We start from the raw sequence: 12103 nt of genomic DNA, 5'->3' as shown, positions 1-12103 counted from the left end.
CGACTTGACTGATCATTGATCCGCGGCAAGCCTGATCTGGCTTTCCAGCTCCTGGCGCAGCTCAGGGTCCAGGCGCAATTGGCGGGCCAGCTCATCGAGGTAGGCACGCTCCATGAAGTTTTCCTGATCAACGACCATCACGCTGGCCAGGTACATCTCGGCAGCCATCTCCGGGGTCTGTGCCGCGCGTGCCACTTCCACCGGGTCCAGGGGCTTGTTCAACTCAGCGTGCAGCCAGTGCTGCAGCTCCTGGTCGTTATCGAGCTTGACGAATTCACCTTCGATCAGAGCACGTTCGCGCTCATCGACATGGCCATCGGACTTGGCCGCGGCCACCAATGCCGTGAGGATGGCCTGGCTGTGCAGCTCCACCTGGGCTGGCGGCAGACGATCGAGGGTGCGGGGTTCCGGCTGGTCGACCTGGCCCTGACGCGCCTGCCAGTTGCCGAACGCCTTGTAGGCAATCACTCCCAACGCCGCCAGACCGCCATAGGTCAGCGCCTTGCCGCCGTATTTGCGGGCTTTCTTGTTGCCCAGCAGCAACCCCAGGGCACCCGCGCCCAACGCGCCGCCACCGCCACCGGAAAGCAGGCCGCCCAAGCCGCCGGCACCTTTGCCCTTGACGCTTTCAAGCAGACCGCCGAGTCCGGACGCCTTGTTGCCAGCGCCGCTGCCCTGATTCTGCAGCAACTGCTGGCCGGATTTGAGCAACTGGTCAAGCAGGCCACGGGTGTTCATCTGGGGCACCTCATCACGTAGGAAAGAAGGCCCAGATTAGGTCCGTTGGATGAATCGAGGCTTAATGCAATTGCATCCGGATGTTGCCAAGCGCTGCCTGGGTGGGGCTTTGCAAAGTGCCTGTCATGGCATCCTCAGCGCCCTTGAGATCGAGCGCCGCCCGCGCGGCGCTTCGCGCTATGCCTGTCATGGCACTTTCAGCGCCCTTGAGATCGAGCGCCGCCCGCGCGGCGCTTCGCGGGTAAATCGCATCGGCGAACCGCCGCTCCCACATTTGTTGCACCGTGCCATGGCCTGTGAGATTGGGGTTGTCAGCCTTGGTGCATGGCTGAAGACTGCATCAAGGCTGTTGTTGGCACCTCATTATCCTTGCCATACAAACAAAGGCTAAGACCTCGGTCTATCAGACCATGGCACGGTGCAACAAATGTGGGAGCGAGTTTACTCGCGAAGCGCCGCGCGGGCGGCGCTCGATCTCAAGGGCGCTGCAAAGGTCATGGCGGGCTCTGCGAAGCGCCGCGCGGGCGGCGCTCAATCTCAAGGGCGCTGCAAAGGTCATGGCGGGCTCTGCGAAGCGCCGCGCGGGCGGCGCTCGGTCTCAAGGGCGCTGCAAAGGTCATGGCGGGCGGCGCTCGGTCTCAAGGGCACCAAAGATGCCATGACATACAGCAGCTATATACCCATCAATCCCTGAGATCGGACTCATGGATGGGGTTGGCTCGGCTGGTCGCGCGCTGGTACTGGGCAGGCCAGGTCGCCTTGTGGCCACCCAGGTCATCATCGGCGTGCAGGGGCCAGTACGGGTCGCGCAGCAGCTCACGGGCCAGGAAGATGAGGTCGGCCTGTCCCGTGCGCAGGATGTGCTCGGCCTGCGCCGGCTCCGTGATCATGCCCACGGTACCGGTCGCGATATCTGCGTCCTTGCGCACGCGTTCGGCGAAACGCGTCTGGTAGCCAGGGCCGGTAGGGATTTCGGCATGCACCGAAGTACCACCGGAAGATACGTCGATCAAGTCCGCGCCCAGTGCCTTGAGTCGCTTCGCCAACTCGACGGTCTCGTCCGGGTTCCAGCCGTCCTCGACCCAATCGGTCGCCGAGACACGCACGAACAGCGGCAACTCGCTGGGCCATACTTCGCGGACCGCTTCGGTGACCCGCAAGGTCAACCTTATGCGGTTCTCGAAGCTGCTGCCATAGCTGTCACGACGCTGGTTGCTCAAGGGCGATAGAAACTGGTGCAGCAGGTAACCGTGGGCGGCATGCACCTCGACCACCTTGAAACCGGCTTTCAATGCGCGCCGGGCGGAAGTAACGAAAGCCTGGATGATCTCTTCGATCTCGCTTTCGGACAGTTCACGGGGCGCGGTGTGTTCAGGATCGAAGGCGATCCTCGAAGGGCCGACCGGCTGCCAACCACCCTCTTCGATGCCTACGCTGCCGTGCTTGCCCAACCAGGGACGGTGGGTACTGGCCTTGCGCCCGGCGTGGGCCAGCTGGATGGCAGGCACGGCGCCTTGGGCAGCGATGAAGCGAGTGATGCGCTGCAGGGGTGCGATCTGCTCATCGTTCCACAAGCCCAGGTCCTGGGCGGTGATACGACCATCGGCGGTCACGGCGGTGGCTTCGGTGAATATCAGCCCGGCGCCGCCAATGGCGCGGCTGCCCAGGTGTACCAGGTGCCAGTCGTTGGCCAGCCCCTCGGTACTGGAATACTGGCACATCGGCGAGACGGCGATGCGGTTGGGCAGGCTCAGCTGACGCAGGGTGTACGGCTCAAGCAGCAGGCTCATGAGGGACCTCTCGGGACTCCAATGGTTTTTTCGGCCCGGACACTCTTGAATCCTGTCGGTCCGGTACCGCTTCACTTGAGCCTAGACCAGTTTTGTCCGCCCCCGGTTCAGCGCGCCTCGATATGGGCAATCAGCAATTGCACGCTTTCCTGCCCGCGGAATTCGTTGACGTCGAGCTTGTAGGCCAGCTCGACCCAGCGCACCGTCGGGTTGGGCCACTGCTCGCGGTCGATGCCGAACGCGATGCCATCTAGTCTGACCGAGCCACATTCGCTCTTGAGCACGACCTTCAAGTGCCGCTCGCCCACCACCCGCTGCTCGACCAGTTGGAATACACCATGGAACAACGGCTCCGGAAAGTGCTGCCCCCAGGGTCCGGCATGGCGCAGGGCGCGGGCCAGCTCCAGGTGAAACTCCTCCACCGCCAGGCTGCCGTCGGACAGCAGGCGGCCCGTCAGGTCTTCCTCGCGCAGTTGGCGACGTACCTGTTCGTCGAACGCTTCGGCAAAAGCCGGGAAGTTGCCTGCCGGCAGCGACAGGCCCGCCGCCATGGCATGCCCGCCAAACTTGCTGATCAACTGCGGGTGCCGTGCCGCCACGGCATCGAGGGCATCGCGGATATGGAAGCCTGGCACGGAGCGCGCGGAGCCCTTGAGCATGCCCTCCCCGGCATCGGCAAAGGCGATGGTCGGGCGGTGGTAACGCTCCTTGAGTCGCGAAGCGAGGATCCCGATCACGCCCTGGTGCCATTGCGCATCGAACAGGCACAGGCCGAACGGCATGGCGTCGAGCGGCAAGTCCTTGAGCTGGGCCAAGGCTTCGCGCTGCATGCCTTGCTCGATGGATTTGCGGTCCTGGTTCAGTTCATCCAGTTGCACTGCCATCTCGCGTGCCATTTCCGGGTCTTCGCAGAGCAGGCATTCGATGCCCAGGCTCATGTCGTCGAGACGGCCGGCGGCGTTCAGGCGCGGCCCGATGATGAAGCCCAGGTCGGTGGAGGTGATGCGACCAGGATCGCGGCGGGCGACTTCGAGGATGGCCTTGAGACCGGCCCGCGCACGACCGGCACGAATCCTTTCCAACCCCTGGTGTACCAGAATGCGATTGTTGGCATCGAGCGGGACCACGTCGGCGACGCTGCCCAGGGCAACCAGATCGAGCAGCTCACCGATGTTCGGTTGCGCCTGCGTCTGATAGCGCCCCAGCTCACGCAGCCGCGCCCGCAGCGCCATGAGCACATAGAAGATGACGCCCACACCGGCGAGCGATTTGCTCGGGAAGTCGCAGCCTGGCTGATTCGGATTGACGATGGCATCGGCATCCGGCAGTTGCTCGCCGGGCAGGTGGTGATCAGTCACCAGGACCTTGAGGCCGGCGGCCTTTGCAGCCGCGACACCCTCGACGCTGGAGATGCCGTTATCCACGGTCATCAGCAACTGCGGCTGACGCCCCAGCGCGACCTGGACGATTTCGGGCGTCAGGCCGTAGCCGTACTCGAAACGATTGGGCACCAGGTAGTCGACATGGGCAGCGCCCAGCAGACGCAGACCAAGGACACCCACGGTACTGGCCGTCGCGCCGTCGGCGTCGAAATCGCCGACGATGAGGATGCGCTGGCGCTGGTCGATCGCCTCGACGAGCAAGTCGACCGCCGTCTCGATGCCTTTGAGCTGCTGGAACGGCAGCAGCCGTGCGAGGCTCTTGTCCAGTTCCGTCTCGCACTGCACGCCGCGAGCAGCATACAGGCGGGTCAGCAGCGGAGGCAGGTTGCCGAGAAACGGCAGGGTCGCCGGCAAGGGACGCGGTTCGATGTGCATAGGTCTTCGTCAATCCGAGAGTGGGTTCAACCGCGGTCGCCAAGCAGCCATTCGAGCTGCAGTTCATGCTGACCACGGTCGTCGGTGACGAACACCGTGCCTTCGCTGATCATCACATCCCACTTGATCGACCGAGGCATGTCGGTGGCCAGGGTTTCCAGCACGTCCTGGGGGACGGCTGCGATATTGACGTTCTTCAGGCCTTTGACCGCATCGACGACCTTGGTCTGCCAGACCCGCAGGCTGCCATAGGCCAGCAGGCTGGTGCGATCGGTACGACGCGAGCACCAGGTCAGGCGCTCGGCATCCGGTTGGCCGACCTCGATCCAGTGCAGGACGCGGCCGTCCAGGCTTTTTTCCCACAAGGCCGCTTCGTCGACATCCGAAAGACCACGCCCGAAGGACAGTTGCTCGTTGTACCAAAGGGCGTAGGCCAGCAGGCGAACGGCCATGCGCTCCTCGGTTTCCGAAGGGTGGCGGGCGATGGTCTGCTTGATGCTTTCGTACACGCCGCGATCGAGATCGGTCAGATTCAGTTCGAACTTGTACGTGGTGGACGGCTGGGCCATGGGGAGGGGCTTCTTGCGGGAGGAAAGTCGCACAGTCTAACCGATCCTGTCCTTCGTTGCCCTGCGACAGTTTCTGCGATCCTGGACCTGTGGTAAAACCACGGGCCACGCCCTGTTGCCACGGATGCCCCATGACTACGCCCAGCAAACCCCTCGCCGGCCTCAAAGTGATCGAGCTTGGCACCTTGATCGCGGGCCCCTTCGCATCACGTATCTGCGCCGAATTCGGCGCCGATGTGGTCAAGATCGAGTCGCCCGATGGCGGAGATCCGTTGCGCAAGTGGCGCAAGCTCTACGAGGGTACGTCGCTGTGGTGGTTCGTCCAGGCGCGCAACAAGCAGTCGCTGACGCTCAACCTCAAGCATCCCGATGGCCTCGATGTGCTGAAGCGGCTACTGGCCGAGGCCGATATCCTGATCGAGAACTTCCGCCCTGGCGTGCTGGAAAAACTCGGCCTGGGGTGGGAGGTGCTGCATGAGCTCAACCCACGGCTGGTCATGGTGCGGTTGTCGGGTTTCGGCCAGACCGGGCCGATGAAGGATCAGCCAGGTTTTGGCGCGGTCGGCGAGTCCATGGGCGGGCTGCGCTATATCACCGGGTTCGAGGATCGACCGCCGGTGCGCACTGGTATTTCCATCGGCGATTCGATCGCTGCGCTCTGGGGCGTCATCGGCGCGTTGATGGCCTTGCGCCACCGCGAGGTGAACGGCGGCCAGGGCCAGGTAGTGGACGTGGCGCTCTACGAGGCGATATTCGCGATGATGGAAAGCATGGTGCCGGAGTTCGACGTGTTCGGTTTCATCCGCGAACGCACCGGCAACATCATGCCCGGTATCACGCCCTCCTCCATTCATACCAGTGCCGAAGGCAAGCATGTGCAGATCGGTGCCAACGGCGATGCAATCTTCAAGCGCTTCATGCAGGCCATTGGCCGCAACGACCTGGCCGATGACCCATCGCTGGCCAGCAACGATGGGCGGGACCTGCGTCGTGACGAACTCTACGGCGTGATCGACCGCTGGGCCAATAGCGTGCCGCTGGACGAGTTGATGCAAACGTTGACCGATGCCCAAGTCCCGGCCAGCCGGATCTATTCGGCCGAGGACATGTTCCGCGATCCGCAATTCCTCGCCCGGGAGATGTTCCTGCAAGGGCACCTGCCGGACGGCAAGGCCTTCAAGATGCCGGGCATCGTGCCCAAGCTGTCGGAAACGCCCGGTTCCAGCGAGTGGGTCGGCCCGGCGCTGGGCGAACACACGGAGCATGTGCTGGCCGGCCTGGGCTTCGACGCGACCGCCATTGCCCGCCTGCGCCAGTCGGGCGCGGTCTGAACGCGCGCTCGAGCTGCCATGCGCACCTTCTTGCCACGCCCGGGCCGTATTGTCCTGGCCTTGCTCCTGTCATTGCCCTTGGCCTTGCAGGTGGCTTCATCGCAGGCCAGGGAACGCCTGCTCTGGCTGGTGCAGGACCTGCCGCCCTTTACCATATTCGAAGGCCCGCAGAGCGGTCAGGGCGTGGTCGATCATCTGCTGCCGAGGCTGATCGAGCGGCTGCCCGAGTATGACCACAGTGTCATCAGAGTGAACCGCGCACGGGGCTTGCAGATGCTTCAGGACAAGACCTTCGCTTGCGATCCGGCATTGCTCTGGACGCCTGAACGGGCTCGCTATATTCACTTCTCCAAGCCCTTCCTGAAAGTCGTGAGCAGCGGTTTGGTGCTGCGTCGGCAAGACAGACTTCTGGTAGAACCTTTTCTGCGAGGCTCGCAGGTCGATTTGAGCAGGTTGATGACCGAAATCCATCTGAAGCTCGGCATCGTGGCTCGACGCAGCTACAGCGCCCAGGTCGATCACATCTTGCGCGGCCTGCCGGAAGACTCGGTCAGCCGGCATTATGGTAACGACGCTACGGCAAGCTTGCTGCAGATGCAGGCGCTGGGGCGTGTGCAGCTGGTACTGGGCTACTGGCCAGAAATAGGTTATCTGATCCAGCGGCAAGGAGGCTCGCTGGATACCTATATGTTCTATCCGGTCAGCGGCGTGGCCCCGTACCAGTTCATGCATGTCGGCTGTTCCGACACCGCGCTGGGACGCGAGGCCCTCGAGCATATCGATCGAGTGCTGCCTTCGCTCCGTCGCGCAGGTCTGCGTGAACGGTATGCGCGCTGGCTGCCCCCGAAGCAACGTGCGCACTATCTGGAACGAGCGGCCTACCTGATCGAGGAAAAGGCTGAAGAACCGTCCATCACTGTGCCGGACAGGCAAAAAGAAACCCCGGCCGCTGGGGAGGACGACCGGGGTTAATCGAAAATCCAGATGGACTTCCAGAAGAGCCTTGGCGACACCGGAGCAAAGCGCCCCATGACTGATCTAAAGTGTCTGACGGATCATTCAGGCAAAGGTTCCCTGGGCTTGCCGTTGATGTTGCAAAGCAGCGATCACACAAGGTTGCAGGCGCCCTTCGGCGATTTGCAGGTCACGGTGCAGGCCATCCACCAGATCGACCAGCAGACGCTGATCCTGCAGCTGCGCGGCGGTTACCGAACGTTGCAGGACAGTGCGTCCCTGGTTGTCGAACAGGGTCAGCGATCGGTTGGCGGCGGCATCCGCCTCACTCAGCCGGGCTTGATACGGGGTCAGGGCATTGTTGAGCAATCTGCAGATTCTTTCCATCCGGCTTACTCGCTTGTTCTGAGGACGTATGGGAACTGACCTTCAAGCGCAGCGGAAAGTTCGGCTCACCTGCGCTTTCAGTGAGCATGCGCGTAGCGGATGACAGTTTCAATACTCGGCTGCGCGGGAACGCAGCAGCCCCGGCGTAACGCACGCAACTGCTTGTGCAGGTCCCACGCCGACAGCGGCCATGCCAGCTCACTGAGCACCCAGAGGGTCCGCGCTCGGGCCTCGCGCGCGAGGTTGGGGGCATTGCGTCGGGGTTGCCCAACGAACAATAGCGCGCGCGTGCGCTGCCCTTGCACGATATCGTCCAGCAATGCCATGCCATGGCTCGTCGACATGGCATGGTCAAGTATCAGCAGGTCGGCGGGCGTTCCCTTCATGACCCGCTTCCTGGCAGAGGCCAGGTCTTCCGTCACCTGAACGTTGAACACGCCTTGCGCGTTGCAGGCCTGGTGCAGGTATATCTGGTGAGCGGGACGTTCCTGGTGGATCAGGACCTTGAGCCGGTGCATTGGCATCTCCTGGAGATAGGCATCTTCCATTTATAGGTGCCGGCCACTCTAGGTAAACTCACACAAGGGCAATGTAAGAAAAAGCTGAAGCCCCCATGGATAATTCGGAAAGGCTCTCCACAGATTGAGGGGCGGAAGGAGGGGTTCGGGACACCGAAGACAAAAAAGCCCGTCAGAGACGGGCTTCTTGTTGATCACCTGACACTCAGAGCGGCTTGCCCCGATTACCGTGTTGGCTGACGAACGTCTGGACGGTCTTCAGATCATTGGCCAGTACGGTGCAACGCTCTTCCCGGCTGAACAGGTCGGCCAGGTGGGCTGGCAGTTCCAGGGCCTTGCCGACACCGGCCTTCTCGACGGCCTCCGGGAACTTGACCGGATGCGCAGTCCCCAGCACCACCATCGGCGTATCCAGGCTGCGTCGGCATTCGCGAGCCGCTCTCACACCGATCGCGGTATGCGGGTCGAGCACCTCGCCCGTGCTGGCGAAGACCTCGGCGATGGTCTCGCAGGTTTGCGCATCATCGACGGCCAGGGAATCGAACAGCTTGCGCGCTTCGGTCCAGCGATCCTCTTCGACGCTGAAACTACCGTTCTGCCTGAAGTTGTCCATCAGGCCGGCGATGGCAGCGCCGTTGCGGCCATGCAGATCGAACAGCAGCCGCTCGAAGTTGGAAGAGACCATGATGTCCATCGACGGCGACAGCGTGGCGTGCAGGGTTTGCTTGACGTACTGGTTGCCGCTCATGAAGCGGTGCAGGATGTCGTTGCGGTTGGTGGCGACGACCAGCTGGCTGATCGGCAAGCCCATGTTGCGCGCCAGGTAGCCGGCGAAAATGTCGCCGAAATTACCTGTCGGCACCGAGAAGGCCACGGACCGGGCCGGGCCGCCCAACTGCAATGCCGCGTGGAAGTAGTAGACGATCTGGGCCATGATCCGCGCCCAGTTGATCGAATTCACGGCAACCAGGCGGGTACCCTTGAGGAAGCCCTGGTCGGCGAAACTGGCCTTGACCATTTCCTGGCAGTCGTCGAAGTTGCCCTCGATGGCGATGTTGTGGATGTTTTCGCCAAGGATCGTGGTCATCTGACGACGCTGGACTTCCGACACCCGCTGATGCGGATGCAGGATGAAGATGTCGACATTGTCGCAACGACGGCAGCCTTCGATGGCCGCCGAGCCGGTATCGCCACTGGTGGCGCCGACGATCACCACGCGTTCGCCACGCTTGAGCAGTACGTGGTCGAGCAGGCGGCCCAGCAGTTGCAGGGCGAAGTCCTTGAAGGCCAGGGTCGGGCCGTGGAACAGCTCCATCACCCACTCGTTGGCGTTCAGCTGACGCAGCGGAGCTACCGCGGCGTGGGCGAACTCGCCATAGGTCTCTTCGAGGATCTTGCGGAAGTCGGCATCGGCGATGCTGCCCTCGACGAAGGGGCGCATCACGCGGAAGGCCAGCTCGTGGTATGGCAGCCCAGCCCAGGAAGCGATCTCTTCCTGAGTGAAGCGCGGCAGGTTTTCCGGCACGTACAGGCCGCCATCGCTGGCCAGGCCGGCCAGCAGGACATCTTCGAAATTCAAGACCGGGGCCTGGCCGCGGGTACTGATATAGCGCATGAGTGCAAAAACCTTTGTTTTAGCTGCGAGCCTTGCCGCCAGCTACAAGGAAGCGCCTAGGGCGTCGATCCTCCAGCCGCGGCCAGGCTTGCCGCTTGAGTTATCGATTCGAATCCGGGCGTTGGACGGCCGTCAGTTAAGCTGCTCGACGCGGATGCGCACGACCTTGCCGACCACGTCCTGCAAGGCTTCGAGCGCGACGATGGCGTCGTTGATACCTTTTTCGACCACGCGGTGGGTCAGCAGGATCATCGGCACCAGTCCATCGTGCTCCTCGGCTTCCTTCTGCATGATCGACTCTATATTGATACCGCGCTCCGACAGGATGCTCGCGACCTGAGCCAGCACGCCCGGATGGTCCTTGGCCTGGATGCGCAGATAGTAGGCGCTCTCGCAGGCTTCGATCGGCAGGATCGGATGAGCCGACAGCGAGTCGGGCTGGAACGCCAGGTGCGGTACGCGGTTTTCCGGATCGCTGGTCATGGCACGCACCACATCGATCACGTCGGCAACGACCGAGGAAGCCGTTGGCTCCATGCCGGCACCGGCGCCGTAGTACAGGCTGGAGCCTGCCGCGTCGCCGTTGACCATCACGGCGTTCATCACACCGTTGACGTTGGCGATCAGGCGGTCCGCCGGGATCAGGGTCGGGTGCACGCGCAGCTCGATACCGGCGGCAGTGCTGCGCGCCACGCCCAGGTGCTTGATGCGGTAGCCCAGGGCTTCGGCATAGTTGACGTCGGCGGTGGTCAGCTCGGTGATGCCTTCGGTGTAGGCCTTGTCGAACTGCAGCGGGATCCCGAAGGCGATGGATGCCAGGATGGTCAGCTTGTGGGCGGCGTCGATCCCTTCGACATCGAAGGTCGGGTCGGCCTCGGCGTAACCCAGCGCCTGGGCTTCGGCCAGGACGTCAGGGAAGGCGCGGCCTTTCTCGCGCATTTCGGTGAGGATGAAGTTGCCGGTACCGTTGATGATTCCGGCCAGCCAGTTGATACGGTTGGCCGACAGACCTTCGCGAATCGCCTTGATGACCGGGATGCCACCGGCGACGGCGGCTTCGAAGGCAACGATCACCCCCTTCTCCCGTGCCTTGGCGAAGATCTCGTTACCGTGTACGGCGATCAGGGCCTTGTTGGCGGTGACCACGTGCTTGCCGTTCTCGATGGCCTTGAGCACCAGGTCATGGGCGATGGTATAGCCACCGATCAGTTCGATGACAATGTCGATCTCGGGGTTGCTCGCGACCTCGAACACATCGGCGGTAATGGGGGTACCGGCAATCTGGCAGTCGGGGTTCTGCGAACGCATGGCAATCTGTGCCACTTCAATACCGCGCCCGGCACGGCGGGCAATCTCCTCGGCGTTGCGTTGAAGTACATTGAAGGTACCGCCACCGACGGTCCCCAACCCACAGATGCCTACTTTGACCGGTTTCACTGTGAACTCCCCATTGAACGGACGGCGATTGGCCGACCGTGAAAATGGCCGTCTCCCCATGGCGACGGCCAACTACCTGATGACTTGGGCTGGCTGGTTACTTGCCCTGGGCCAGCGCCAGCTTGGCGACCTGCGGTGCCGGCTGGTAGCCGGGAATCACCTGGCCGTTCTCCAGCACGATGGCCGGCGTGCCATTGACGCCGATCGACTGGCCCAGCTGGAACTGCTTGCCAACCGGGTTATTGCACTTGGCAGCCTTGATTTCCTTGCCTTCGACCATCTTGTCCAGCGCCGCGCGACGATCACTGGAGCACCAGACCGCCTGCAGCTGCTCATCGCCCGCCGAGCCGAGCCCCTGACGCGGGAAGGCGACATAACGCACTTCGATACCGCGACGGTTGAGTTCGGGCACTTCGGCGTGCAATTTGTGGCAGTACGGGCAGGTGGTATCGGTGAACACGGTGATATGCGACTTGGTCTCGCCCTTGGCAGGATAAACCACCATCTCGCCGGCTGGAATGCCATTGATGAGCTTGGCGACACCCAGTCTTTCGGTCTTCTCGGTGAGGTTGACCGGCTTGCCGTCCTGGATCTGGAACAGGTAGCCCTGCATCACGAACTGGCCATCGGGGCTGGCGTACAGCACACGCCCGCCTTGCAGCTTGACCTCGTACAGTCCATTGAGCGGGCTGCTGGAAACGCTCTCCACCGGCACGTCCAGCTCAAGCGATTGAAGGGTCTTGCGGATCGCCTGTTCGGCGGCGTTCTCGGTAGCCGCGGCGGCGGCAAAGGTGCTGACCAGCGCCAGGGCGGCGGCGGCGAAAATCTGGGTCACGCGCATGGAAACTCCTGAAGGCGGACGTCGGCCGGGATGTCGCGCACGGATGGATGGCAGCGACCGGACAGGCCTCGTGCAAAGCGCCCAAGCCTACCACAATGGAGCGCCG

Annotated in this window: 12 protein-coding genes; 3 read left to right on the top strand and 9 right to left on the bottom strand. The window is 62.9% G+C overall.

The window, feature by feature from the left end; all coding sequences use genetic code 11:
• Nucleotides 1–12: 12 nt before the first annotated feature.
• Nucleotides 13–738, bottom strand: coding sequence for a tellurite resistance TerB family protein (locus tag G7009_RS18550; RefSeq protein ID WP_181131473.1), 726 nt, complete (start codon nucleotides 736–738; stop codon nucleotides 13–15).
• A 64-nt stretch (nucleotides 739–802) separates the two neighbouring features.
• Between G7009_RS18550 and G7009_RS18545 the strand changes: the two genes are divergently transcribed.
• Nucleotides 803–1129 carry a hypothetical protein gene (locus tag G7009_RS18545; RefSeq protein WP_181131471.1) on the top strand — a complete coding sequence of 109 codons (327 nt, stop codon included), beginning with the start codon at nucleotides 803–805 and terminating at the stop codon, nucleotides 1127–1129.
• 292 nt (nucleotides 1130–1421) lie between these two features.
• Here the strand turns inward: G7009_RS18545 and G7009_RS18540 are convergent, their stop codons facing one another.
• The 3 genes from G7009_RS18540 to G7009_RS18530 all read right to left on the bottom strand — a co-directional run bounded on the left by G7009_RS18540 (nucleotide 1422) and on the right by G7009_RS18530 (nucleotide 4914).
• Nucleotides 1422–2528: an NADH:flavin oxidoreductase/NADH oxidase gene (locus tag G7009_RS18540; RefSeq protein ID WP_181131469.1), complete on the bottom strand. Its 1107-nt coding sequence runs from the start codon at nucleotides 2526–2528 to the stop codon at nucleotides 1422–1424.
• 107 nt (nucleotides 2529–2635) lie between these two features.
• On the bottom strand, nucleotides 2636–4345 hold the full coding sequence (gene recJ / locus G7009_RS18535) for a single-stranded-DNA-specific exonuclease RecJ (protein ID WP_181131467.1): 1710 nt from the start codon (nucleotides 4343–4345) through the stop codon (nucleotides 2636–2638).
• Nucleotides 4346–4371: 26 nt separating this feature from the next.
• Entirely contained in the window at nucleotides 4372–4914 is a 543-nt protein-coding gene (locus G7009_RS18530) for a YaeQ family protein (protein ID WP_181131466.1), read from the bottom strand.
• Nucleotides 4915–5045: 131 nt separating this feature from the next.
• On the opposite strand from G7009_RS18530, the gene G7009_RS18525 reads away from it, so the two are divergent.
• Together G7009_RS18525 and G7009_RS18520 are read left to right on the top strand one after the other, a co-directional pair.
• Nucleotides 5046–6245, top strand: coding sequence for a CaiB/BaiF CoA transferase family protein (locus G7009_RS18525; protein WP_181131464.1), 1200 nt, complete (start codon nucleotides 5046–5048; stop codon nucleotides 6243–6245).
• An 18-nt stretch (nucleotides 6246–6263) separates the two neighbouring features.
• Nucleotides 6264–7217 (top strand): TIGR02285 family protein, encoded by a 954-nt coding sequence (locus G7009_RS18520; protein WP_181131462.1) that lies wholly within the window; start codon nucleotides 6264–6266, stop codon nucleotides 7215–7217.
• Nucleotides 7218–7304: 87 nt separating this feature from the next.
• Here G7009_RS18520 and G7009_RS18515 read toward each other — a convergent pair whose 3' ends face one another.
• The 5 genes from G7009_RS18515 to G7009_RS18495 form a co-directional block, all read right to left on the bottom strand.
• Entirely contained in the window at nucleotides 7305–7586 is a 282-nt protein-coding gene (locus tag G7009_RS18515) for a DUF3509 domain-containing protein (protein ID WP_181131460.1), read from the bottom strand.
• A 77-nt stretch (nucleotides 7587–7663) separates the two neighbouring features.
• Nucleotides 7664–8104 carry a response regulator gene (locus tag G7009_RS18510; protein WP_181131458.1) on the bottom strand — a complete coding sequence of 147 codons (441 nt, stop codon included), beginning with the start codon at nucleotides 8102–8104 and terminating at the stop codon, nucleotides 7664–7666.
• A 205-nt stretch (nucleotides 8105–8309) separates the two neighbouring features.
• The gene (gene thrC / locus G7009_RS18505; RefSeq protein WP_181131456.1) at nucleotides 8310–9719 is read right to left on the bottom strand and encodes a threonine synthase; all 1410 of its coding nucleotides are present in this window, start codon (nucleotides 9717–9719) and stop codon (nucleotides 8310–8312) included.
• 132 nt (nucleotides 9720–9851) lie between these two features.
• The gene (locus G7009_RS18500; RefSeq protein ID WP_181131454.1) at nucleotides 9852–11156 is read right to left on the bottom strand and encodes a homoserine dehydrogenase; all 1305 of its coding nucleotides are present in this window, start codon (nucleotides 11154–11156) and stop codon (nucleotides 9852–9854) included.
• A 97-nt stretch (nucleotides 11157–11253) separates the two neighbouring features.
• A complete protein-coding gene (locus tag G7009_RS18495; protein WP_181131453.1) occupies nucleotides 11254–11997 on the bottom strand; it encodes a thioredoxin fold domain-containing protein in 744 nt (247 codons plus the stop codon).
• Nucleotides 11998–12103: the final 106 nt, after the last annotated feature.

This window comes from Pseudomonas capeferrum (genome assembly GCF_013523055.1).
GTDB lineage: Bacteria > Pseudomonadota > Gammaproteobacteria > Pseudomonadales > Pseudomonadaceae > Aquipseudomonas > Aquipseudomonas capeferrum_A.
Note: the sequence above shows the minus strand (reverse complement) of the source record. Positions and strands in the feature narration are given on the sequence as shown.